The organism is Venenivibrio stagnispumantis, from assembly GCF_900182795.1.
In the GTDB taxonomy this organism is placed as follows: Bacteria; Aquificota; Aquificia; order Aquificales; family Hydrogenothermaceae; genus Venenivibrio; species Venenivibrio stagnispumantis.
The window spans coordinates 44,515-69,618 of record NZ_FXTX01000002.1 but is presented as its reverse complement, the minus strand read 5'-3'; the positions used below and the strand labels follow the sequence as shown (position 1 = coordinate 69,618).

Sequence of the window (25,104 nt, the reverse complement as noted above, 5' to 3'; positions counted from 1 at the left end):
TTTAAGAGGTGTATGTTATGCAAAGAAGAAACACTCAACAAAGAAAATTAATATATGAAATACTTAAAGATACAGATATTCATCCAACAGCAGATTGGATTTATGAAAAGGTAAAAAAATATATACCGAATATAAGTCTTGGGACGGTATATAGAAATTTAAAAGTTTTGAAAGAGGAAGGTTTAATTCTTGAACTTAATGATGGGAGACAAAGTAGATTTGATGCAAGGATAGATAAACATTTTCATTTTAAATGTGAGATTTGCAATAATATCTATGATATAGACAGAAACAACATAATAGAGCAGATTAATATAAAACAGCTAACTAAAAATGGCTTTATAGTTGAAGATATAGATATAACATTTAAAGGAATATGTCCAAAATGTGGAGAGAAAAATGAGAAGAATAATTAGCCCTATAAATCTTAGAGAAGATAGATTACCTCCGGGACAACATTGGACAAATAAACTTCATATTCTTGGTATATCTGACCCACCGGATATAGATTTATCTGAATATAGATTTAGAATATTCGGAGAAGTGGAAAATCCGATTACATTAACATGGGATGATATAATGGAGCTTGAGAAAGTAGAACTTATAGCAGATTTTCATTGTGTAACAAGATGGAGTTGTCCGGATGTCTCTTGGATAGGATTTCATGTAGATGAGATAAAAAAGTTGGTAAAAATAAAAGAAACAGCAAAATCAGTTATGGTTCATTCCTTAGATGGATATACAACAAATGTTCCAATTGAGTATTTTTTTGATGAAGATGTAATATTTGCCTATATGCTAAATGGTAAACCTATACCGGCAGATAATGTTTATCCTCTAAGATTAATAGTTCCAAAACTTTATTCATGGAAAAGTGCAAAATTTGTAACAGCCATAGAGTTTAAAGATAAAGATGAACCGGGATTTTGGGAAAAAAGAGGATACCATATACTCGGCGACCCGTGGAAAGAACAAAGATATTGGGAAGATTAAAAAATTTTTTGATATAATAATTTAGTAATCAAAAAAGAGGGGAATAATAAATTGTGGAAATTTTGAGTGGTGAATATATAAAACGATTAAGAGAAGAAAAAGGTATTTCAAAAGAAGAAATAGCAGAAAAAACTAAAATAAATATATCTATCATAGATGAGATAGAAAAATGCGATAATATATATGATTTACAGCCTCACAAACAGCTTCTTGCTAAGCAAATATTGAAAGAGCTTGGGGTTGAGATAAAAATTAAACCACAGACAGATATGGTTTGTAATATATCTTGTAGGGAAGATTTATTAGAAGAAAAAAGTAATAAATTATCCCATATATTAGTTCTACTGATACTCACAGCATTAACATTTATTGCTTCTGCAAATATAAATAAAACTCAAATTCAAACAAACCAAGTAGTTCAAACAGAAAAACCGGATAAAATTCCTGTATCAAACAATACAAATCAAGAACAACCGGAAGAAATAATTCAAAAAATAATCTTAAAAGCAGATGATGAAGTCTGGATAACGGCAGATATAAATGGAGAGAAAAGTATATTTAATATTAAAAAGGATGAAGAAAAAACCATATATTTCAAAGAAAAAATATCTTTTGAAACCATAGGAAATGCTGATAAATTGAGAATTATATTTGGTAATCAAGAAGTTAGATTTCAAAATAAAGAAGTTGTTCATAATGTATTTGTAGATAAAGAAGGTGTATTTTATAGTGGTTATAACTTACTTAGAGGTATTCCAAAAATTTGATACCACCAAAAGAGATTTTAGAAGAAGCTATAAAACAAGTCAAACCATTTGTTGATAAAAGAATATCAGAATTTAAAAATCTAAAAAATAAAGGTATTACCGAGTTTGATTTTAAACCATTTTTAAATATAGAGCCTTATAAAGCCGATATATTTTCAGAGGCTTGTTTTTGTATATTGACTGCTAATTCTTCTGCATCAATGGGAATAAAGATACAAAAAGAGATAGGAATAGAAGGATTTAAAGAATATCCCGTAGAAAAATTATTTGAGATAATCCGGAAAAATGGACATAGATTTGCAATGCAAAGAGCAGAAAGAATAGTTTTACTTAGAGAAAAATCAGAGCTTATTAATCAAATATCTAAATATCAAGATGGAAAAGAAGCAAGAGAAATCCTTGTTAAAAATATAAAGGGATATGGATATAAAGAAGCGAGCCATTTTTTAAGAAATATAGGATTTGATGATGTTGCTATTATAGATAGACATATATCAAGATTTTTATTTGAAAATAATTTTGTAAAACCAAGAAAAACCATAACAAAATCAGTATACTTAGAGTCAGAAAAAGCTTTAGAAAAGATAGCCAAAGACTTAAATCTAACACAAGCAGAGCTTGATTTATATATCTTTTATATAAAAACAAAAAAGGTATTAAAATGATAGAAAAACTTAAAATATTAGCAGAAAAAAATGGAATATATCTGACTGAGGAACATCTTGAAAAATTTCAAAAATATTTAGATATGCTTTTAAAATGGAATAAAGTTTATAACTTAACTTCTATAAGAAAAAAGGAAGAGATAATTACAAAACATTTTTTAGATAGTTTAACCTGTATAAAACTATTTGAGATAAAAAATATAGATATAAAAAATAAAGATATTGCAGATTTTGGAACTGGTGCCGGATTTCCCGGTGTCCCATTAAAAATATATTATCAGGATATGATAAATCTTTTTTTGATAGAGTCTGTCGGTAAAAAATGTATTTTTTTAGAAATGCTTTCAAAAGAGCTAAATGTAGGATATACGGTGCTATGTAAAAGGGCAGAAGAGATAAATGAAAAATTTGATATAGTTTTAAGCAGGGCAACCGGTGAAACTTTTGAAGTTATAAAAATAGGCAAAAATCTTCTTAAAGAAAATGGTTATCTGATTATAATGAAAGGAAAAGAAGTTGAAGAAGAGCTTAAAGATTTTACAATTTCATTAAATTTCTACGGATTAACGGAGAGAAAATTTATTGTATTACAAAAAAGATGATAAGAATTAATAAATATATTGCATCTTCCGGATGTTGTTCCAGAAGAAAGGCAGAAGAACTGATAAAAGAAGGAAAAGTTTTTGTCAATGGTAAAAAAATAACTGATTTATCATTTAAAATAAATCCTGAAAAAGATATAGTAAAGATAGACGATAAAATAATAAAACCGGTAGAAAAAGATATATTTATAAAAATCTACAAACCAAGAAAATATCTAACCCAACTTGGAAAAGATAAATTCGGAAGGAAAACCTTATCAGATTTACTACAAGAAATTGGTATTAAAGAGAGAGTTTTTCCGGTAGGAAGGCTTGATTATGATAGCGAAGGTTTATTGATATTAACAAATAACGGAGAAGTAGCCTATAAATTATCTCATCCAAAATTTGAAAAAGAAAAAGTTTATGATGTATTAGTAGATGGCATTGTAAAAGATTTGGAAAAATTACAAAAAGGCATTATGTTAGAAGATGGATTTTTTAAACCGGATGATATTAAAATATTAAGATATGAAGATGGTAAAACCTGGCTCAGGATAAAAATCCATAGTGGCAAAAAAAGAATAATCAGAAGATTTATGGATGCTTTTGGTCATAAAGTATTAAGATTAATAAGGATTAAAATGGATAATATAGAACTTGGTAATTTAAAGCCAAAAGAATATAGATTTCTTACAGAAAAAGAAATTAAAATGCTAAAGAGGTAATTAGATAAAATGAAAAAAGAGATAGTTTTAAGTAATGGGAATATGTTTATAAATTTTGATTCATTCATGAATATGAGAGATTTTTACTTTCCTTATGTTGGAATGTTTAATCATCTTAATGGTGAAGCATCCGGTATAGGTGTATGGGTTGATGATAAATTTAGTTGGATAGATAATAGATGGGATATAAAATTTGGTTATGAGAAAAAAACCTTAGTTTCTAATGTGATTTTAAAAAATCAAGAGCTTGGTATAGAATTAATTATAAATGATGCTATCCATAAATACAGTAATATGTTTTTAAGAAAAATAAGAGTAAAAAACCTTACAGATAAAGATATAAAATTTAGAATATATTTTTATCATCCTTTTAAATTAAATGAGACAGAAATAGGAAACACTGCATATTTTAATCCAAAATTAAAAGGAATACTACATTATAAAGTAAATACATATCTTTTTATCTCAGGCAGTGGTGGAGAGATTGATTATACAGTTTCAAAGAAAAATCATATATCAGGAAGCTGGAAAGAGATAGAAGAAGGAAAATTAAAAAGAACAAAGATAGTGCAGGGAGAGATAGATAGTGCTTTTGGTTTGATAAAAGATATAAAAGCAAATCAAGAAGAAACTTTATATTATTATATTCTTGCCGGTTATAGATATGATGATATAAAAAAATTAAAACAAAAGGTTGATAAAGAAACTCCGGAGCATCTTTTGGAAGAAACTATTTTATTTTGGCGTTCATGGGTTCAGGAAAAAGACAGATTACATCCGGCAATATCTATGGATATAAAAAGTTTATATTACAGAAGCTTACTTATAACAAGGGCTCATATAGATAATAGAGGAGCAATTATTGCTGCAAATGATACATCTATATATAAATTTAACAAAGACCATTATAGCTATCTTTGGCCAAGAGATGGAAGTTTTGTTGCAATAGCTTTGGATAATGCAGGTTATTTTCATATTACTGAAAATTTCTTTAAATTTTGTGCAGATAAAATAACAGAAGATGGTTATCTTCTTCATAAATACTCGCCTGATGGTTCTGTTGGTTCTTCCTGGCATCCTTGGTCAGATGAAGAAGAGAATTTTCAATTACCTATACAGGAAGACGAAACTGCCTTAGTTATATATGCCCTTTATAATCATTACAAAGTCAGTAAAAATATAGAATTTATAGATTTTATGTATAACAAATATGTAAGACCGGCTGCTGAATTTATGATTTCTTATAGAGATGAAAAAACAAAATTACCACTTGAAAGTTATGATTTATGGGAAGAAAAAAGAGGTATATTTACATATACTGCAAGCACCGTTTATGCCGGATTAAATACTGCTTCATTTTTAGCAAATATAACCGGTAATAAAGAAGAATCAATTAGATATAAAAAAGCAGCAGAAGAGGTAAGAGAAGCAATATTAAAATATCTTTATGATGAAAAAGAAGGATTGTTTGTAAGAATGTTAAAAATAAATAAAGATGGCTCTATCTATAAAGATTTTACAGCAGAAAGTAGCTTATTACTTATTCCAAAATTTGGTATAGTGCCGGTAGATGATTATAGATTTTTAAACACTTTAAAATATATTGAAGAAAAACTATGGATAAAAGAAGGAATAGGTGGTCTTGCAAGATATGAAGGAGATTATTATCATAGGGTTTCTGAAAATGTAGCCGGAAATCCTTGGGTTATAACTACATTATGGCTTGCTGATGTATATCTTGAGCTTGGAGAATATAATAAAACATTTGAGTTGATAAATTGGGTATTAAAAAGAAAATCGGAAAGCGGATTACTTGCAGAGCAGTATGACCCATTTACAGGAGAACCTCTTTCTGTTAATCCGCTTACATGGTCACATTCAACATTTTGTTATGTTGTCCAAAATCTCAGCAAAAAACTTTATCAGATGGATTTAGAAGAGAATTTTGTCCGGATAAATGTTTAAAAATATTTTCTCCAATTTTACCGAAAAAGTTTGCTCCAAATACGATAACTGCTGTTTTTCCTTCTTTTATATTTTCTTTATTTTTTAAGATAGTATCATTAATTTCTTTTAAAGAATATCCATTTTTTCCTTCAAAATCTGTATCTGAATAAAATTTTATAATCTCAGATGCATTATAAATATCTCCAATATATAAATTTTGAGATTTAGAAGAAGGAATAAATTCTGTAGTAAGCTCCATAGTTAATTTTTCTATATTTATTCCCTGTATATCCTTTTTATTTAATATAAAAATAGGATTTGTTGTAAATCTTGGCTCCATATCTATATTATCTTCTGTTATTAAAATTTCTACATCTGATTTTTCAAGAATTATTTTATTTCCAATAATAGATTTTACTCTATCATTTAAAACTCCTTTTATGCTATCAGAATAAAGATATATATTGTGCTTTATATCCTGTTTGTTTATTTGTAATCTTGATGATATAACTCTCCATCCGAGAAATCTAAATTGCTGTTCTTCTACTTTTAATCCAAGTTCTTCTGCAAATAATCTTATCTGTTTTATAAATAAAAGTTCTTCTCTACTACCGGCTAATCTTCCTTTTGAGAAAGAAACCAACTCCGGTATAAACGAGCCTGATTGAAAATTAACTTTCCTTTGTGAAAACAATCCATAAATACATCCGCAATAATTTTGATGATATAGTTGTTGTTCTTTGGCAAGCTGGTTCATTTTTTGTGTTCCGTTATTTTTTCTAAAATCTACAGCAAGAAATTGTAGATTATATTTTTCTGCTATATCTTCTCCTATCTTTTTTAAAACATCAAAATCTTTCTTAGGACTCATCATTAGGACTGTTGTAAATTTGTTAAATCCTTTTTCTACTGCAAGCTGTGCTGTTTTTTCCAATCTTAAATCGTGACAGATACTACATCTTTCGCCTCTTTCCGGCTCATTTTCATATCCTTTTACTGCATTAAACCAATTTTTTAGGTCATACTCTCCTTTAGTGCAGTTTATGCCTAAGCTATTACATACTCTTTTTGTTTCAATCCATCTAAGCTCATATTCTTCTTCCGGATGAATATTCGGGTCATAAAAAAATCCTTCTATATAAGCATCCGGATAATCTTCTCTTAACTTTCTTAATGCCCAAACAGAATCAACTCCACAGCATATATGCACCAATATTTTATCCATAATTTATCTACTCCTATTTTTTTATATAGATTATATTTTATTTCTTTATTTTAGATTATTCAAATGATAAACCTGCCCTTCAAGGGCAGGCTTTGATTTTATTCACAGCTTGGACAGATTTTAGCAAGTAATGGGTCTGTTGGACAGGCTTCTATATTGCCGGATTTTACTTTTTCTACTACCTCATCACCGTATTTTTCCCGTGCCATTTTTTCAATTTCTTCTATCTCTTGGTTTTTAGCTGTTTTTAGAGCAGCACCAAATCCTCTTCTTTCTCCTCTTTTATTTACATTTAATGTGTATTTTTCTCCTTTTACTGTTTTATCAATAAAGCAGTAATAAGTAGATTTTAATCCTTTTTCCCAAGCATACATATAAATATTAAACATATCATCTCTTAAATCTTCTTCTATATAAAGGGATTTACTTACTGCTTGGTCTATATATTCTTGGAATGCTGCGGCTATATCTATCTGTCTTTTTGGATGGATTTCATAAGCTGTTTTAAATAATGCTTTATTTATTTTTCCTTCAAGTTCTTCTATATATTGGACTGAACCACTATTTGCTTTTATCTTTTCTGCTATCTCTTCATTCCATAAGCCTTGTTCTTCAAGGGCTTTTATTAATTGTTTATTTATTACTATAAACTTACCGGAAAGTGTATCTCTGCTATATATATTAGAGAAAATGCTATCAATAGAAGAAGATGTTCCGGCAATTATAGAGATAGAAGCAGTAGGTGCTATTGCAAGTAAATGCGAATTTCTTCTTGGTTTAAAATCATAATTTCCTTCATAATAATGAGGGAAAGCACCTCTTTCTTCTGCAAGTTCTTCTGATTTTCTAAAAGTAACTTCTCTCATAAATTTTGCTATTTTTCTTGCAAACTCTACTGCCTCTTCACTATCATAAGGGATACCAAGTTCTATTAAAGTTTCGGCAAATCCCATTAATCCAATGCCAAGTGGTCTAAGTTCCATTGTATGAAGTCTTGATTCTTCCGATGGATAAAAGTTTTTATCTAAAATATTATCAAGGGCAACTACCATAATTTCTAATGTTTCTTTTAATTTCTCCCAATCTATATCTGTTTTGTTTTCATTTATATGTTTTGTAAGATTTACAGAGGCAAGTGTGCAGACTGCTGTTCTTTCCGGAGAGTTTGGCAAGGAAATCTCACTACATAAATTAGAAGAGTTTATAACACCATATTTTGGAACAGGATTAGCTTCGTTGTGTCTGTCTTTAAATATTAACCATGGATGTCCGGTTTTAGCAAGTTTAAATAAATATCTGTTAAACCATCCTTGACTATCTTCTACTTTTTTCCATAATTTTAGTTCTCCATTTTCTGCTTTTTTTATGCATTCTTCATATTTTATTTTAAAATTTTCTCCATAGCTTGTTATAAGCTCCGGACATTCTGCCGGGTCAAAAAGATAAAAAGGTTCTCCTTCTTTTATTCTTCTCATTATTTCATCAGGCATCCAGAAGGCAGTATTAAGTGATGGTGTTCTAAAATAAGGATTACCGGTTGTTTCTCTTAAATCTAAGAATGCATCAACATCAAGATGCCATGGTTGTAAATACATAACCTGAGAACTTCTTCTTCTACCTCCTTGTTGTATAGCATTTACAATGGTATCAAATATTTTTATAAATGGAATAATTCCGGAAGATTTTGCATTTAAGGATTTTATCGGAGAACCGGTTGCTCTAATTCTTGTAATATCTGTTCCAACTCCACCGGCATATTTAGCCAAGAAAGCAGTTTCTTTCGCTTTATCCATAATAGATTCTAATGAGTCATCTATAACATTTACATAACAATTATGTGCTGCTACTAAATTTGCACTAAAGCTATGGTCTCCTTTTACTTCAAAATCATATACTATACCATCAAAGTTTTCTGTTTTTATAGATTGGATTTTATAAAATACATAATCACCATATCTGAATCTGTAACTATTAATTTTTTTCATATCTGGTTTTGCTTTTATCTTATATAAATCTTTATTTATTTCCTTAATTAAATCTAATCCATCATTAATTGATAAATGTATAGAATAGGGTTGTTCTTTTGCTAAATGATTTTTATATGCTTTTGAAATTCTCGGCATATATCCGAGTCTTAAAAGAATTATAAATATTTGATATGCTAAAGATTTATTTGATATGGTTAATCTCATTCCATCGGAAACCGTAGTTCCATCACCTCTGAATATTCCTATTATTAATCCTCTTTGACTTTCAGGTTTGGCAAGTAAAATTTCTTCAGGAAGAACTTTTTTGTTATATCCGGTTCCTACAAGATTATTTATAAATTTAGATAAATATGTGCTATGTATGGATATTCTTGTTGAATTATCTTTATTATCGTGTATAGTTGGCACTATACCAAATAATTTTATAGAAAGATTTCTAACATCTTCTATATACTCTTTTTCTTTTGAATTGAATGTGAAAACTATTAATCTATTATCTAAAATGTATCCTTCTGCAAGATAATATCCTAAAAATCTCATGAAATCCGAATTTAATGGAATTTTTGCTTTTATAGTGTTTATTTGATTATTAAATTCAGGGGTTCTTTTTTGTTTATCATAATTTTTTTTCAAAATATATCCATCTTTTTCTATAAGATTTATATTATCTATATAATCTAAAATATTTAAAAATTCTTTATCTTTCACCTCTTTTGGATAAGGAATAACTATAAAATCGCCTTCATTTAAATCTTTAGCTTCTGTCCATTTTAGTGCTTCCAATAAATCTATTTCTGTTCTTTCACAAACATTTGCATACTCTCTATAGACAGGTTGGCATTTTAGCGTATTTTGATATGGAGGACATACTTTGAAAAATTTTCTATTACAATCAACTTCCTCTTTTGGTAAAACCAAAAATTTATGGTCATCAGTTGCTTTTACTGTTTCTTCATCCCCCCAAAGTCCCCATACTTTTATTTTATAAAGTTTGCTACTATATTTTCTCTGAAAAGTTCCTGAAACTACTTTAAAATTACCTTCTGCAGTTAATACTACATCACCTACTTGTATATCCTCTATATTTTTAACTCCATTTTTTGTTATTATCGGAGTTCCTGCAGGGAAACATGAAGAATACTGATTTGTTATAGTTCCGGAATTGTATAATGTTGGGGTTGAGTGGAGATATTCAAGTTTTGAAATTTTATCATATATTTTTATTATTTCTTCCTCATTATTACCTATTCCAAGGGCTACTCTCATAAAAAACCATTGAGGTTTTTCTATTATTTCTCCATTCCTATCTCTTGTAAAATATCTATCTTTTAATGTAGTCAAGCCAAAATAATCAAGAAGATGGTCTCTTGAGTAATCTATAACCTTAGATAATCTTTCTAAATCAAATTTTCCTATTTCTTCTTTATATAGATTTTCTTTTATACCATATCTTATCATCTCTTCAAAAGAGCTAAATCTTTTATCTATCTTTCTATTTATAATTTTAAGTAATTGTCTTGATGCCAATGTATCATATATATAATGAGAAGGAATAAGATGCTCTATTGCTTTTAGGACAAGAAAATCAAGTTCTTCTGTTGTTACTTTTTCAGGTATTTTTAAATCAAGCTCTTTTGCTATTTTAAAGGCTATTTCCCAATCATCCGGAAGATTCATCCCATCAAACAATGCAAATATAGCGTTTATCAATTTTTTCATCTGAAATCTTTCTACACTACCATCTCTCTTAATAACAACTCTTTCCATAAATAGACCTCCTGTTTTCTATTAGTGTCAACTAAGTTATTGAAAAAAATTAAAAATTAGTATACTCGGTAGCCGCTACTTCAAAGAAGTTAGTCAACTTCTTAACATCTTCTTTTTGTAAAAATTTAAGTGGATTTTGGGATATATTAAATTGTGGTTCAAAACCAAGTTCTATAAGTCTTCTATCTGCTATGTATTTCATATATTGTTCTAATTCTTTATAAGATACCCCGAATATTGTTGTTCCACCGAATTTTGTTTTTAGATAATTTAATTCAAGTTCTACTGCATCTATTATTGTATCTCTTATATTTTCTACAAATTTTATATCCTCAACTATCTCTGGATTTTCTTCAACTATTGTTAATATAGCTTCTATGCCGTTTTGAAGATGTAATGATTCATCTATTAAAACAAGCTCTATTCCGGAAACTACATTTTTCATTTTTCCACAATCTTTCATAGCAAAGAAATGTGCAAAAGCAGAATAAAAGAATAAACCTTCTTGAATAATATTATTTAATAAAATTGAAGTTAATATCTGTTTTTTTCCCTCTAAGGTATCAGGGTCTGCTTTTCCGTAAGTTATTCTATCTACTGCTCTTATTATCAATTCTTGTTTTTCCATAAGTAATTTATCTTCAAGGGTTATGTTATAAATTCTTCTTCTATCCATATCAAAAGATTGTAAAATTATCTCAAAAAAGTCAGAATGTATATTTTCCATAAACATCTGGGTAACAAAACTCATCTTTACATAAGGGTCTGTTAAAACAGGGAAAAATCCATTCCCCATAACATTTTGAACTAATAATTCTGAAGAAGCAAAATATCCAACTGCACTATCAAATAACTCTTTTTCTGTTGGTGTCAATGATTTATAATCAAGAGTATCCTGTTGAATATTAAGCTCTTCAGGAAACCAGACAGCTTTTTTCTGTTTAGTGTATAATTCTTTAAATACAGGATATTTTGGATTTTCTGTAAGTCTGATATTATCTCTGACAGAAGTTTTAGCTATAAACATCGTTGTGCCTCCTTTTATACTATATATAGTAGTGCTACATTATATAATCACTATATATAGTTGTCAAGCAAAAATTTTTTAAAGATTTTCAACGATTTGAAAACTCCATTTGTTAAGTTATTAAAAAAAAGATAAAAGTTGAAAAATAGCCTGTCATTTTATAGATTATAAAGATGTTTTACGGTAAAACTTTACAGTTAGTAAATATTAACTTATAATAATTTAGAAGGAGGAAAAGATGACTGTTTGTATTTATCACAAAAATTGTAATGATGGTTCTACGGCAGCAGCAATACTTTTGACTAAATTTCCGGATTGTAAATTATTTGCTTTTGACCACGGATATAAAGATGAAGATATGGAAAATTTATTAAATAATATAGAAGAAGGTGATATTGTATATATAGTTGATTTTGCCTTACGGAGCGAAAAAGATTATGAAAAAATATTTCAAAAAGCAAAAGAAATTATAAATTTAGACCATCATATTACCGTAAAAGATAAATTACAGCAGATAGCCCAAAAATATCCGAATTTTAAATTTATATTTGATAATAATAAATCCGGTGCGAGTATTACTTGGCAGTATCTTTATGGAGATAATTATCCGGAGTTTGTTAAACTTGTAGAAGATAAAGATATATGGAAATGGGAATATGGAGAAAAAACAAAATATTTAAATGCATTCCTTACCATGTATACAGACAAACCGGAAGAGATAAAAAATATGTTAAATCAAGATATAAATCAGCTTCTTGAAAAAGGCAAAATTATATCCGATTATAATGATTTTTTAATAAATAGATTTGTAGAAAAAGCAAAAGAACTTCCATTAAAAATAGGTGATTATATTGTAAAAGGATATAATGCTTGTTTATTCCAATCAGAAATAGGAAATCTTTTATCAACTCAAAATGACCAAGCAGTTGCTTTATTTAACTTTTCCGGAATAAATGTAAAATTAAGTTTTAGGAGTTTAGACCATCATAATCCTTCAGCAGCTGATTTGGCACAAATCCTTGGTGGTGGTGGACATAGAAATGCTTCCGGAGCAATGATAACAGTATCGGAATTTATAAAATTAATTAATATATGAGGTGGAATAAGATGGCAGTGGCAGAAGAGCTTTCAACAAAAGAAAAAATAATCAAAGCCGGAGCAGAGATAATAGTTAAGGAAGGACTTAGAAAATTCACAGCAAGAAATGTTGCAAATAAAATAGGACTTACAGATGCAGCATTATATAAACATTTCCCATCTCTTGATGATATTATTATTCAGATAATAGAAAGATATATAAAAAAATGTTCCGAAAGTGTAGATAGGGCAGTAGAGATAGGTGGTTCTACTGTAGATATTTTAAAGCAAGTTATGAGAGAGCATATATCTGTTTTGGAAGAAACAAGAGGAGCTGTTCCGATTCTTTGTTTTGAGTTTAGTAGGTCAGGAAATAAAAAATTTTTTGATATATTACATAAATTTGTAGAAAGTTATAAAACAAAATTATCTGCTATAATAAGAATAGGACAAAAAGAAGGTATTATCAGAGAAGATATAAATCCGGAAGATACAGCTATGTTATTTGTTGGATTAATACAGGCAAAAACATTTGCTTATGTAATGGAAAATAGAGAAGGAAAAATAATACAAGACCCAGAAATGTTAATTTCAGAACTATTTTACGGAATATTAAAAAGATGATAGCAGTTTTGCAAAGAGTTAATAAATCTTATGTAGAAGTTGATGGAAAAATAGTAGGAGAAATAGGAAAAGGAATAAATATTCTTCTTGGTATAGAAAAGGGAGATACAGAAGAAGATTTAAATAAATTAGTGAAAAAAATAATTAATCTCAGAATATTTGAAGATGAAAATAAAAAAATGAATTTATCTATTCTTGATATTAAAGGTGAGATTTTAATAGTTTCTCAATTTACATTGGTAGCTAATTTGAAAAAGGGGAATAGACCTTCTTTTGAAAATGCAGAACTACCGGAAAAAGCAAAAACTCTTTATGAAAGATTTGTTAAAGAACTATCTGTATATCTTCCGGTAAAAACCGGTATTTTTGGAGCAGATATGAAAGTTTTCATAGAGAATGATGGTCCTGTTACATTTATTTTAAATTCTAAAAATTTATAACTGAGAAAATAAAAATGATTAGAGAAAATATTGAAAATATAGAAGAAAAATATTTACATCCAAAGGCTACCAAAAGCAAAGATGCAAAAAGAGAAAGAGAAGAAAAAGAATGTAATATCAGAACAGCTTTCCAAAGAGATAGGGATAGAATTTTACATTCAAAAGCATTTAGAAGATTAAAACATAAAACACAGGTTTTTATGGCACCGGAAGGTGACCATTATAGAACAAGATTAACACATACCTTAGAAGTATCACAGATAGCAAGAACAATAGCCAGAGCTTTAAGATTAAATGAAGATTTAGTAGAAGCTATAGCTTACGGGCATGATTTAGGACATACACCATTTGGACATGCAGGAGAGTTTATACTAAAAGAAGGTGGAAGTTATCATCATGCCAAACATAGTCTTAGAGTTGTAGAAAAACTTGAGAATGAAGGAGAAGGATTAAATCTAACAATCCAGGTAAAAGACGGTATTTTAAAACATAGTAAAGGAAAATCACCATTAATTGCAGAAAATGGTATGCCACAAACCTTAGAAGGACAGATAATAAGAATAGCTGACAAAATAGCATATATAAATCACGATTTAGAAGATGCAATTAGAGCTGGTATAATTAGCTATCAAGATATTCCAAAAGAGATAACATCAATCCTTGGAAAAACTAAATCTGAAAGAATTACAACAATTGTTTTAAGTGTTATAAATTCAACTATTGAAAATGATTATAAATATATAGTTATGGAAGATAAAATCTATGATGCAATGTATAAATTGAGGGATTTTTTATTTGAGAATGTTTATAACTCAAAACCGGTTACATCCCAATTAGATAAAGCAAAATCTGTTGTCAAAGCTTTATTTGAATATTATGCAAAAAATTATTGGGAAATTCCTTTTTATTATAAATATCTTGATAAATGGGGAGAATACAATCCTATACAGGCCTCTGTTGATTATGTAGCCGGAATGACAGATAGATTTGCAATCAAAAAATATACAGAAATATTTATTCCAAAAGGCTGGGCAGTTATTTAATATTTGTAAAAATCAAAATTTAGAATAAATTATTTAGTTCTGATTTTAAGAAAAAATAAAATGGAGAAATGGAGAATTTGGAAAATAAAGAGTTAATAGGTATAATCGCAGGGATATTAACAACTTCTGCATATATACCACAAACAATAAAAGTAATAAAATCAAAATCAGCAAAAGATTTTTCTTGGATATGGCTTATTTTTATGATTATAGGAATATTGCTATGGTTTTTATATGGATTGATGTTAAAAAGTTTAGCTTTAATATTTGCTAATGGAATATCTATTATGAGTTTATTAACTATTGCGGTGGTGAAATATGTTTATAGACAAAGCTAAAATATATGTAAAAGCAGGAGATGGTGGAAATGGTTGTGTAGCTTTTCATAGGGAAAAGTTTGTCCCTATGGGAGGGCCATCCGGTGGAAATGGTGGAAAAGGTGGAGATGTTATTATTGTTGCAGATTCTAAATTGCAAACATTGATGGATTTTAAATATAAAAGACATTACAAAGCAGAGAAAGGACAAAATGGACAGGGAGGAAATAAAACCGGAAAAGATGGTAAAGATTTATATATAAAAGTGCCTGTTGGAACTGTTGTAAAAGATGCTCAAACAGGAGAAATATTGGCAGATTTAGTAGAAGAAGGACAATCTGTGATAGTTGCAAAAGGAGGAAAAGGAGGCAAAGGAAATGCTGCATTTAAAACGGCAACTAACCAAGCACCTACAAATGCAGAACCGGGAGAAAAAGGTGAAGAAAGATGGATAGAACTTGAATTAAAATTAATTGCAGATGTAGGAATTATTGGATTTCCAAATGCCGGTAAATCAACATTGATATCAGTATTATCAAAAGCAAGACCAAAAATAGCAGATTATCCATTTACTACATTAACACCGGTTCTCGGAGTTATTGAGTTTGATATAGGAGATTATCTTATATTAGCAGATATTCCAGGACTTATAGAAGGAGCTTCCAAAGGAGCCGGACTTGGTCATGAATTCTTAAGACATATAGAAAGGACAAAATATTTAATCCATCTAATAGATGTATCAGATTTTAGGGAAAGAGACCCTATAGAAGCCTTTAAAATAATAAATAAAGAACTTAAAGAATATTCACCTAAATTGCTAAAAAAGCCACAAATAGTTGTGGCAAATAAAATAGATGCACTTTCAGATAAAAGCTTAATAGATAAATTAAAGGATTATTTTACAAAAGAAGGTTATAAATTTTTCGCAGTTTCCCTGATTACAAAAGAAGGTTTAGATGAACTTATAAATGAGTTAAGAAAAATAAAGGAATCTATGTTATCAAAGGTTTAAATTTTTTAAGAAAATTTTTTAGAAATATGATATAATTTTTTTAAGTTGTTTAAAGTTAATTAAATTACTTGGCAACAGAATAAGAGAATAGGCTTTCTTTCTTGATTTTAAGGGGGAAAGATAAATCTATTAATCAAACGCTGTTTTATTTTTTCAAAAATTTTGCATTTTCAATAGAAAATATATTTCTGCTTGACTTGGCTTGTATCAATAATTAGCGAGAATATAACAGAAAATATATTTGCATTATCGGAGGTTCGATGCAAAAAATATTAATTTGCGGTTATTCAGTTTTAAATTAATTTTTGCTAAAAACCTCTTGACAAAATTTAAAAATTTCATTATTATTTTTTATGAAAAAATTGACGGGTTTTATCTGAACTATGTGGGATAGAAAGAAAATCAAAAAGTTAAACAATGAAATCAAATTAAATCGTTTTATCTGAACTATGTGGGATAGAAAGGTTTGCTTGCTCCCGTCATTAAGATTTGTTACTGTATGTTTTATCTGAACTATGTGGGATAGAAAGAATACTTTTTCCATGTCCAATTCCTCCTTTTTAAAATTTGTTTTATCTGAACTATGTGGGATAGAAAGTAAAAGTTCCCAGAATACTAAATCTTTTTCCTACTGCTATAAAAATTTTTGTGCTTTTAGGTAATTTTCTCACATAAGAAGAAAGAACAAATACCATAAACAACATCCCACCAATCCAAAATGTTGCAGTTAATATATAAATCATAAATAACTGAATATTTATAAATATTGGCTGTGGTAAAATAATTAGATAAAATCAAAAATGTTGGTAGATTTGAGAATTATATTAAAATTTTTGTCATATATATATGGATTTTTTGCTGTATTGAGAAGATTAATCTATGAAAAAGGGTTAATAAAAAAGAAAAAACTTCCGGTATATACAATATCGGTAGGTAATTTATCTGTTGGCGGAACCGGTAAAACGCCATTTACAATTTATCTATCTAAACTACTTAAAAATAAAAATAAAAAAGTTGTGGTTTTATCAAGAGGATATAAAAGAAAATCAAAAGAAAAAATAATAATCTGTGATAACGATAAAACATTTTCGGATTGCGGAGATGAGCCTTATCTCATATTCAAAAATGGGATAAATGTTGTTGTTTCTTCTGATAGATATAAAGCTGGTTTAAAAGCTAAAAATATATTTAATCCGGATATATTTATACTTGATGATGGATTTCAACATTTTCAACTACACAGAGATTTAAATATCTTAATGGTAGATGCTACAAAACCTTTTTGGAAAGATAATTTACTTCCTTATGGTAGATTAAGAGAGCCGGCTTCTTTTTATAAATATGCAGATATTATAATCATCACAAAAACACAAGCCCTACAAGAAAAAAAGTTAAAAGATTTAGAAGGTTATCTTAAATCATTAAATAAACCTTATTTTTTTGCAAAAGAAAGATTTTCTCATATTGTTGATAAAGATGGCAATATTTATGATTTTTCTTTTTTCAAAGATAAAAAAGTTATAGCTTTTGCCGGTTTAGGAAATAATAAGCAGTTTTTTGATATTGTAAAAAGATATTTTAATGTAGAAAAATTTATAGAGTTTCCAGACCATTTTGATTATAAAGATTACAAATTTGAAAAAGATAAAATATATATAACAACAGAAAAAGATTTAATAAAAATAAATCAGGAAAATATTTTTGCCATAAAATATGAAATCTTTTGCGATAAAGAGTTTGAGGAACTGATAAATGGAATTATTAACTGATGTATTTTTTTATATGAATATAATCGGACTTATAGCATTTGCAGTTACCGGTTCATTAAAGGCTATAAAAGAAGGTTTGGATTTACTTGGCATAACTGTGCTTGGTATTATGACTGCCCTTGGTGGTGGTATTGTAAGGGATATTATGGTTAATCAAATTCCAAATGCTTTAAAATCTTTATCTGATATGAGTTTTGCCCTTTTGGGAGTTTGGCTTGCAATAGTTGTTTATAAGATAACAAAAACTGATTTGCAAAACAGATATATTATTCTTATTCCTGATGCTATTGGACTTTCTGCATTTACTACTACCGGTGCAATCATTGCTTACAATGCCAATATATCATTTTTCGGTGTTATAATACTTGCTACAATAACCGGCGTTGGTGGTGGATTAATAAGTGATTTACTTCTTGGAAAAGTTCCATCTGTTTTAAGAGATGATTTTTATGCAAGTTGTAGTATAATTGGTGCTATCTCATTTTATATAACGATTTTAATAACGGGCGATTTAACAATAAGTTCAGTTATATGTAGTTTATCGGTTTTTATGATAAGAGTAGTTGCTATACTTTATAATTGGCATTTGCCAAAATTCTCTTAAATCTGATATAATCTCTTAAAAAAGGAGGAAAAAGTAAATGGCTAAAATAGCTTTTGTTTTTCCGGGACAGGGTTCTCAATATCTTGGAATGGGAAAAGATATTTATGATAATTTTGAAGAAATCAGAAATTTATATAAAGAAGTAGATGAAAAAATTGGTTTTAGTTTAACGGATATTATATTTTCAGATGAAGAAAAATTAAATCTAACAGAATATACTCAACCGGCTATATTACTTACTTCTTATGCAATTTACAAAATATTTAGTAAAAAAGGAATAAAACCTGATTTCGTTGCAGGACATTCACTTGGAGAATTTACTGCTTTGACGGTAGCAGAAAGTATAGATATTAAAGATGCTGTTTATCTTACCCATATTAGAGGTAAGCTTATGCAAACGGCTGTTCCTTCTGACAAAGGATTAATGGCAGCAATAATAGGCTTAGATGCTGATAAAATAGAAGAAATTTTAAAAAGAGTAGATGGAATAGTAGAGATAGCTAATTATAACTCTTATGAGCAAACTGTAATATCAGGTGAAAAAGAAGCAGTTGAGAAAGCTATGGAGATACTCAAATCAGAAGGAGCTAAAAAAGTAGTTCCTTTGGCAGTATCTGTGCCGGCACACTCTTCCCTTTTAAAAGAAAAAGCAAAAGAATTCGGAGAATATATAGAAAAGATAGATATAAAAGATGCAAAAATACCGGTTATATCAAATATTACTGCAAAACCAATAATGAAAAAAGAAGAAATAAAAGAAGAGTTAAAGATGCATTTTTATTCTCCTGTTAGATGGACAAAAACCATAGAATATCTTGTATCAGAAGGTGTAAATACAATATATGAAATAGGGCCTAAAAAAGTTTTAACCGGATTAATAAAAAGAATAAATAAAAATATTCAACTTTATAATATAGAAACATTGGAAGATATTAACAAAATTGGATAAAGCAATATTTATAACAGCAACAGATACAGGTGTAGGTAAAACTACCATATCCAAAGCATTGGCGAAATTATTAAAAGATAAAGGTTATAAAGTTGCTTATTTTAAGCCAATAGAAACAGGTATAGAAAAAGAGGAAAATACTGATTATTACTCTCTTTTACAGATAACAAAACAGGAAGATTTAGCTGTCCTATATAAATTTAAAAATCCGGTAGCACCTTATACTGCAACATTATTAGAAGGGGTAGATATTGATATTGATTTAATAAAAAATCATCTTGAAAATCTTAAAAATAAATATGATTTTGTTATTGTGGAGGGAGCCGGAGGAGTTGCAGTTCCTATAAAGATAGATTACACATATTTAGATTTTATAAAAGAAACAAAAATTCCTGTTTTGGTAGTAAGTCGCTCAAAACTTGGAACAATAAATCATACATATCTAACAATAAAAGCCTTAAAAGATATAAATGCAGATATAAAAGGAATAATAATAAACGAATATGAAGGAAATGATATATCCGAAAAAACGAATCCGGAAATTATTGAAAAAATGACAAATATACCCATCTTGGCTATATGCAACAAATCAGACAATCCTACAGAAGAATGTTATAAAAAATTATTGAATAAAATAAATATATAAAATACTTAAGAATATTTGTCATAAATAAAAGAAGAAATAGTTCCAAGTAAAGCCAAAAGAGGAAATGTTCTAATTCCGGCAAATATTGCTTCTTTTGCCTTAAATTCCCTTTCTGCTCCAATAATTAATCCAAGCACTAAGGATAATAAAATCTTAGATAAAAGCTCATCATCTGAAAATTGAAGTTCAACCATTTATCCATTCTTTAAAATTTTTTAATCTTTCCAAATCATAATTATCATTTTTTTCGTAATTTTTTATTTTTATAATAACACCTTCCTCTTTTGTGTAAATCTTTTCAAGGGTTTGCTTATATATAAGGTTGTCATCTTTTAATATATTTGCATACATCAGACAATCACCGAGGGTTTTCATTATATTATCTAAATCTCTTCTTCTTTTACTTTTTAAGAAAAATGTTATTTCTACTTCTACCGGAGTATCAAATATAAAGTTATATTTTTCCTGTTGTTTTTGAAGTTCCCATATTGCTTTATTTATTTTCAGTCCGACAGATTTTGGTATTATAAATCTTTTTCCACTTTTTGAGAAAGCCCTTGTGTTTATTTTTACCCTATTTGCTTTTGATGGTGGTATAAAAGATAAAAAATATATAAATTCCATTTACAGCCCCAATAATGTATAATTTTATAATTGATTATAACATATTGCTGATGGTAGGAAAAAAATGCTTTTATATATACTTAAAAGATTATTAAATATGATACCACTTTTAATAGGGATAACATTTTTATCATTTGTTATTATTCAGTTAGCTCCGGGAAATTATTTAGACCAGCTAAAAATGAACCCTCAGATTTCAGAAGAAACAATAAAACAGCTTGAAGAAAGTTATGGATTAAATCAACCTTTGATTATTCAATATTTCAAATGGTTATTAAATGCTTTAAGATTTGAGTTTGGGTATTCATTTAGTTATCATCTACCGGTTTTAGAACTTATTAAGGAAAGGGTTGGAAATACTTTATTTTTGTCGGTAGTATCCGGTTTATTGGCATGGCTTTTGGCTATTCCTCTTGGAATTATTGCAGCAATCAAACCAAATAGTATTATAGATAAATTTATACAGCTTTTTTCATTTACATTTATGTCTATACCTTCTTTTTTCCTTGCATTTTTAATGCTTCTACTTGCAGTAAATACAGGTATATTTCCTACCGGTGGAGCAACAAGTATAAATTATGAAAATCTGTCTCTATTTGAAAAAATCTTGGATAGATTATGGCATGTAAGCTTACCTGCTTTTGTTTTGGCTATAACTTCTCTTGCAGGCTTAGTTAGATTAGTTAGAAGTGCTATGATAGAGTCCCTCTCTTCCGATTATGTTCTTTTTGCAAAAACAAAGGGATTAAAAGATAAAGATATTATCTTAAAACATGCTTTGAGAAATGCTTTAAATCCTTTTATTACACTTCTTGGATTTGAGATTGCATCTTTATTATCCGGTGCAGCACTTGTTGAGATTATAGTAAATTGGCCTGGGATGGGTATGCTTATGCTTGATGCTGTCCTATCCCAAGATTTATATCTTGTTATGGGTGGATTGTATATAGGAGCTATTATGCTAATAATAGGTAATCTTGTGGCTGATATTTTACTTGCAAAACTTGACCCAAGAATAAGACAGAGAGAAGTTGAAGGGGTTTTAAATTGAAGGAGATTTTTTATTATCTACAAAAAAATAAATTAGCTTATTTATCTTTATATATTCTTGGAGTTCTTTATTTTTTGGCAATTTTTGCAGATTTTATTGCACCTTATCCTTATGATATTCAACATAGGGATACACCTTATCACCCACCAACCCAAATTCATTTTTTTGATGAAAAAGGAAATTTTCATCTAAGACCTTTTGTTTATAAATATGAGCTTATTGACCCTATTTTTAAAAAATATCAGATAAATTTTAATGAAAAATATCCGGTATATTTCTTTACAGAAGGGGAAAAACATTATATTTTGGGTATTTTTGAAACAGATATTCATCTTTTTGGAGTAAAAGAAGGAAAGATTTTTTTGCTCGGGGCTGACCATCTTGGCAGGGATATATTTTCAAGGATTTTGTATGGAGCAAGAATTTCTTTATCCATAGGTATTATTGGTGTCTTGGTATCTTTCACCATAGGAGCATTGGTAGGTGGAATAGCCGGATATTTTGGTGGAAAAGTTGATAATATATTGATGAGATTATCTGAGATTGTTATGTCTTTTCCCGGATTTTATCTTATGCTTGCTTTAAGGGCTATATTTCCTATAAATCTTTCTTCCATAAAAGTTTATCTTTTGATTGTTATTATTTTATCATTCGTAGGATGGGCTGGTCTTGCAAGGGTTATCAGGGGTATGGTTTTAGGAGTAAGGGAGCAAGAATTCGTAATAGCTGCAAAATCTTATGGGGCTTCATCATTTAGAATAATAACAAAGCATATTATACCTAATACATTTTCTTATCTTCTTGTTGCGGCTACTTTATCTATTCCGGCTTATATCCTTGGAGAAAGTGCTCTTAGTTTGATAGGACTTGGTATCCAAGAGCCTTACGCAAGCTGGGGTAATATGCTTTCTTCTGCGAGAAGTATCGCTTCTATATCTTCTTATCCTTGGATTTTAGCTCCAGGAATAGCCATATTTATTACAATACTTGCTTTTAATCTTGTTGGAGATGCTCTCAGGGATTCCTTAGACCCAAAATTAAGAAAAATGCTTTAATCAACCATCTCTAAATCAATTTCTTTTAAATCTTCATCTACACGGGTTATTCTAACTTTTACTTTATCACCAAGTCTGTATCTTTTATCTTTTCCAACAAACATATGATTTTTCTCGTCATACTGCATATCCTTTCCAAGGATTGAAGATTTTATTAACCCTTCTATAAGATATTTTTTTAGCTCTACAAATATTCCAAAAGGCACAACACCGGTTATAATTCCTTCAAACTCTTCACCTACATGGTTTGCCAATATTCTGAGCTTTAATATATCAAGGGCATCCCTTTCTGCTTCATCTGCAACTCTTTCTCTGTTTGAGCATTGTTCTGCAATAATTTTTAATTTCTGTGGTAATTCCTCTAAATCTTTTTTTGTAAATTTTTTATATATAGCTTTTTTTAGCATTCTATGGACAATTATATCTGAATATCTTCTGATAGGGGAAGTAAAATGGGTATAACATTCAGAAGCCAATCCAAAATGTCCTATATTTTCTACTGTATATTTAGCCTGTTTCATTGTTCTTAATGCTAAAAATCTTATTAAACTTTCTTCCGGTGTGCCTGCTACCATTTGTAGCATCTGTTGTATAAATTTTGAGCTAACTTTTTCCGGATAAGATACTTTATATCCAAGTCCTGCAACTATATCTACAAATTCCATAACTTTTTCAAGTTTTGGCTCTTCATGGGTTCTATATATAAATGGTAAATTTCTTTCATACATATGTCTTGCAACTGTTTCATTTGCTATAATCATAAATTCTTCTATTATTCTATGGGCAAGATGTCTTTCATAAGGAACAACATCATAAGGCTCACCGGTTTCTGTAAATAAAATTTGGGATTCCGGCATATCAAAATCTATACTTCCTCTTTCTTCTTTTGCTTTCATTAATATTTTTGCAAGCTCTTCCATATATTTCAAAGGCTGAATAAGCTCCGGATATTTTTTTTCAAGGGCAGGGTCACCTACTATAAGGGCAAGGGCTTGGTCATATGTTAATTTTGCTTTACTTTCTATTATGCTTTCATATATATCATACTCTATAACTTCTCCTTTTTTATTTATAAGCATTTCACAGGTAAATGCATATTTTTTTTCATTAGGTCTTAAACTACAAAGCTCTGCTGCAAGTCTTTCAGGTAGCATGTGCAGGGCTCTTTCAGGCAAATAATAGGTATTTCCTCTTTCAAAAGCTTCTTTGTCTATTGTAGAACCTTCTTTTACATAATAAGAAACATCGGCTATATGGACGAATAATCTATAATTTTCACCTTCTTTCTCAATTGCTACTGCATCATCATGGTCTCTGGCTGATTCAGGGTCTATTGTAAAACATATTTGTGAAGTTAAATCTTTTCTATTTTTTGTTTTTTTCACGGTAGAAGGAAGTTTTTCTGCTTCTTTTATAGCTTCTTCTGAATGGGATAAAGGTAAATTGTATTTTCTTGCTACTATTTCTGCTACTGTTTGTGTATTTTTAGTTTTACCAAGGAGTTTTATAATTTTTCCTTTTGCTTCTGTTTTTTCAGAAGGATACTGGGTTAATTCTACTACAACATATGTTCCCGGTTCTATCTTTTTAGCTTCTGATTTTGAAAGATAAACTTTATGTGGAATAACAAAATCAAGAAGTAAAACAAAATATCTTCCTTTCTCTTTTTGTAATTTACCAACAGCTGTTTTTACTGCCCTTTCCAATACTCTGATTATTTTAGCTTCTTCTTTACCTTTTCTTTTTATTGCTTTTGCAAGGACTATATCTCCATCAAATAGATATCTCATCTGTGGTGGTGGTATAAACAAATCTTCCCTTTCTTCACCGATAATTAAAAATCCAAATCCACTTTCATGTGCCTGAACTTTTCCTTTATACAGATTTTCCTCTTTTGGTTTTATTACTTTGTAATTTCCTTTTTCAAAATGTATTACTCCTTTCTTTATAAGTGATTTTAAAAATTTTTTAAATTTTCTTTTTTCTTCCTTTGGGATATTAAATGCTTTTAGTAGAGTTTTGAAATAAAAACCTTTTTTTGATTTAGATAAATAATCAATAATCTCTTTCTCTGTTATTTCCATCTATTTCACCTACATTTTATTTTTTTAATTACCTAAATAATAAAGTATCATAAAAATTTTTTCAACTTTATAAGATAAATTTTTTGTTATAATACTTAGGATATAGAAGCTTTGATGGAGG

At 28.7% G+C, this 25,104-nt stretch carries 25 protein-coding genes; 19 read left to right on the top strand and 6 right to left on the bottom strand.

What is annotated here, in order from left to right; translation table 11 throughout:
- Window positions 1-17: 17 nt before the first annotated feature.
- The 7 genes from QOR43_RS01365 to QOR43_RS01335 are packed head-to-tail and all read left to right on the top strand — an operon-like array spanning window position 18 to window position 5,699.
- Complete coding sequence (locus QOR43_RS01365; protein ID WP_265133438.1) at window positions 18-416, top strand: Fur family transcriptional regulator; 399 nt, start codon at window positions 18-20, stop codon at window positions 414-416.
- The gene (locus QOR43_RS01360) at window positions 400-993 is read left to right on the top strand and encodes a sulfite oxidase-like oxidoreductase (RefSeq protein WP_265133439.1); all 594 of its coding nucleotides are present in this window, start codon (window positions 400-402) and stop codon (window positions 991-993) included. The genes QOR43_RS01365 and QOR43_RS01360 overlap by 17 nt, the downstream gene beginning before the upstream one ends.
- 53 nt (window positions 994-1,046) lie before the next feature.
- Entirely contained in the window at window positions 1,047-1,760 is a 714-nt protein-coding gene (locus QOR43_RS01355) for a helix-turn-helix domain-containing protein (protein WP_265133440.1), read from the top strand.
- Window positions 1,757-2,425 (top strand): N-glycosylase/DNA lyase, encoded by a 669-nt coding sequence (locus QOR43_RS01350; RefSeq protein WP_265133441.1) that lies wholly within the window; start codon window positions 1,757-1,759, stop codon window positions 2,423-2,425. Before QOR43_RS01355 ends, QOR43_RS01350 begins: the two co-directional genes overlap by 4 nt.
- Window positions 2,422-3,027 (top strand): 16S rRNA (guanine(527)-N(7))-methyltransferase RsmG, encoded by a 606-nt coding sequence (rsmG, locus tag QOR43_RS01345; RefSeq protein WP_265133442.1) that lies wholly within the window; start codon window positions 2,422-2,424, stop codon window positions 3,025-3,027. The genes QOR43_RS01350 and rsmG overlap by 4 nt, the downstream gene beginning before the upstream one ends.
- Window positions 3,024-3,734 carry a pseudouridine synthase gene (locus QOR43_RS01340; RefSeq protein ID WP_265133444.1) on the top strand — a complete coding sequence of 237 codons (711 nt, stop codon included), beginning with the start codon at window positions 3,024-3,026 and terminating at the stop codon, window positions 3,732-3,734. The genes rsmG and QOR43_RS01340 overlap by 4 nt, the downstream gene beginning before the upstream one ends.
- Before the next feature lie 9 nt (window positions 3,735-3,743).
- Window positions 3,744-5,699, top strand: a complete 1,956-nt coding sequence (locus tag QOR43_RS01335; RefSeq protein WP_265133445.1) for a glycoside hydrolase family 15 protein — start codon at window positions 3,744-3,746, stop codon at window positions 5,697-5,699.
- Here QOR43_RS01335 and QOR43_RS01330 read toward each other — a convergent pair.
- From QOR43_RS01330 to QOR43_RS01320, 3 genes are all read right to left on the bottom strand, one after another.
- The gene (locus QOR43_RS01330; protein ID WP_265133447.1) at window positions 5,641-6,906 is read right to left on the bottom strand and encodes an epoxyqueuosine reductase QueH; all 1,266 of its coding nucleotides are present in this window, start codon (window positions 6,904-6,906) and stop codon (window positions 5,641-5,643) included. The two genes, QOR43_RS01335 and QOR43_RS01330, sit on opposite strands and share 59 nt — an antisense overlap.
- A 98-nt stretch (window positions 6,907-7,004) precedes the next feature.
- Window positions 7,005-10,661: a ribonucleotide reductase N-terminal alpha domain-containing protein gene (locus QOR43_RS01325; protein ID WP_265133448.1), complete on the bottom strand. Its 3,657-nt coding sequence runs from the start codon at window positions 10,659-10,661 to the stop codon at window positions 7,005-7,007.
- 49 nt (window positions 10,662-10,710) lie between these two features.
- Complete coding sequence (locus QOR43_RS01320; RefSeq protein WP_265133449.1) at window positions 10,711-11,688, bottom strand: ribonucleotide-diphosphate reductase subunit beta; 978 nt, start codon at window positions 11,686-11,688, stop codon at window positions 10,711-10,713.
- Between the two features lie 238 nt (window positions 11,689-11,926).
- On the opposite strand from QOR43_RS01320, the gene QOR43_RS01315 reads away from it, so the two are divergent.
- The 10 genes from QOR43_RS01315 (at window position 11,927) to bioD (ending at window position 20,169) form a co-directional block, all read left to right on the top strand.
- The gene (locus QOR43_RS01315) at window positions 11,927-12,784 is read left to right on the top strand and encodes a DHH family phosphoesterase (protein WP_265133450.1); all 858 of its coding nucleotides are present in this window, start codon (window positions 11,927-11,929) and stop codon (window positions 12,782-12,784) included.
- 11 nt (window positions 12,785-12,795) lie between these two features.
- Window positions 12,796-13,389: a TetR/AcrR family transcriptional regulator gene (locus tag QOR43_RS01310; protein WP_265133451.1), complete on the top strand. Its 594-nt coding sequence runs from the start codon at window positions 12,796-12,798 to the stop codon at window positions 13,387-13,389.
- The gene (gene dtd, locus QOR43_RS01305) at window positions 13,386-13,829 is read left to right on the top strand and encodes a D-aminoacyl-tRNA deacylase (RefSeq protein WP_265133452.1); all 444 of its coding nucleotides are present in this window, start codon (window positions 13,386-13,388) and stop codon (window positions 13,827-13,829) included. Before QOR43_RS01310 ends, dtd begins: the two co-directional genes overlap by 4 nt.
- Before the next feature lie 14 nt (window positions 13,830-13,843).
- Window positions 13,844-14,872, top strand: coding sequence for a deoxyguanosinetriphosphate triphosphohydrolase (locus QOR43_RS01300; protein ID WP_265133453.1), 1,029 nt, complete (start codon window positions 13,844-13,846; stop codon window positions 14,870-14,872).
- Window positions 14,873-14,940: 68 nt separating this feature from the next.
- Window positions 14,941-15,210: a SemiSWEET family sugar transporter gene (locus tag QOR43_RS01295; RefSeq protein ID WP_265133454.1), complete on the top strand. Its 270-nt coding sequence runs from the start codon at window positions 14,941-14,943 to the stop codon at window positions 15,208-15,210.
- Window positions 15,191-16,201 (top strand): GTPase ObgE, encoded by a 1,011-nt coding sequence (gene obgE / locus QOR43_RS01290; protein ID WP_265133455.1) that lies wholly within the window; start codon window positions 15,191-15,193, stop codon window positions 16,199-16,201. Before QOR43_RS01295 ends, obgE begins: the two co-directional genes overlap by 20 nt.
- 800 nt (window positions 16,202-17,001) lie before the next feature.
- Complete coding sequence (gene lpxK, locus QOR43_RS01285; RefSeq protein ID WP_265133456.1) at window positions 17,002-17,970, top strand: tetraacyldisaccharide 4'-kinase; 969 nt, start codon at window positions 17,002-17,004, stop codon at window positions 17,968-17,970.
- A complete protein-coding gene (locus tag QOR43_RS01280; RefSeq protein ID WP_265133457.1) occupies window positions 17,954-18,574 on the top strand; it encodes a trimeric intracellular cation channel family protein in 621 nt (206 codons plus the stop codon). Before lpxK ends, QOR43_RS01280 begins: the two co-directional genes overlap by 17 nt.
- Before the next feature lie 37 nt (window positions 18,575-18,611).
- Window positions 18,612-19,523 carry an ACP S-malonyltransferase gene (gene fabD / locus QOR43_RS01275; RefSeq protein ID WP_265133459.1) on the top strand — a complete coding sequence of 304 codons (912 nt, stop codon included), beginning with the start codon at window positions 18,612-18,614 and terminating at the stop codon, window positions 19,521-19,523.
- A complete protein-coding gene (gene bioD / locus QOR43_RS01270; protein WP_265133460.1) occupies window positions 19,516-20,169 on the top strand; it encodes a dethiobiotin synthase in 654 nt (217 codons plus the stop codon). The genes fabD and bioD overlap by 8 nt, the downstream gene beginning before the upstream one ends.
- Before the next feature lie 5 nt (window positions 20,170-20,174).
- Here bioD and QOR43_RS01265 read toward each other — a convergent pair whose 3' ends face one another.
- Window positions 20,175-20,363 carry an MgtC/SapB family protein gene (locus QOR43_RS01265; RefSeq protein ID WP_265133461.1) on the bottom strand — a complete coding sequence of 63 codons (189 nt, stop codon included), beginning with the start codon at window positions 20,361-20,363 and terminating at the stop codon, window positions 20,175-20,177.
- Window positions 20,356-20,793, bottom strand: coding sequence for a RusA family crossover junction endodeoxyribonuclease (locus QOR43_RS01260; protein WP_265133462.1), 438 nt, complete (start codon window positions 20,791-20,793; stop codon window positions 20,356-20,358). Before QOR43_RS01260 ends, QOR43_RS01265 begins: the two co-directional genes overlap by 8 nt.
- Before the next feature lie 64 nt (window positions 20,794-20,857).
- Here QOR43_RS01260 and QOR43_RS01255 point away from each other — a divergent pair, with 64 nt between their 5' ends.
- Window positions 20,858-21,844 carry an ABC transporter permease gene (locus tag QOR43_RS01255; protein ID WP_265133463.1) on the top strand — a complete coding sequence of 329 codons (987 nt, stop codon included), beginning with the start codon at window positions 20,858-20,860 and terminating at the stop codon, window positions 21,842-21,844.
- Window positions 21,841-22,899, top strand: a complete 1,059-nt coding sequence (locus tag QOR43_RS01250) for an ABC transporter permease (protein ID WP_265133464.1) — start codon at window positions 21,841-21,843, stop codon at window positions 22,897-22,899. Before QOR43_RS01255 ends, QOR43_RS01250 begins: the two co-directional genes overlap by 4 nt.
- Here the strand turns inward: QOR43_RS01250 and rnr are convergent.
- On the bottom strand, window positions 22,896-24,983 hold the full coding sequence (rnr, locus tag QOR43_RS01245; protein ID WP_265133465.1) for a ribonuclease R: 2,088 nt from the start codon (window positions 24,981-24,983) through the stop codon (window positions 22,896-22,898). The genes QOR43_RS01250 and rnr overlap by 4 nt on opposite strands.
- Between the last annotated feature and the right edge of the window lie 121 nt (window positions 24,984-25,104).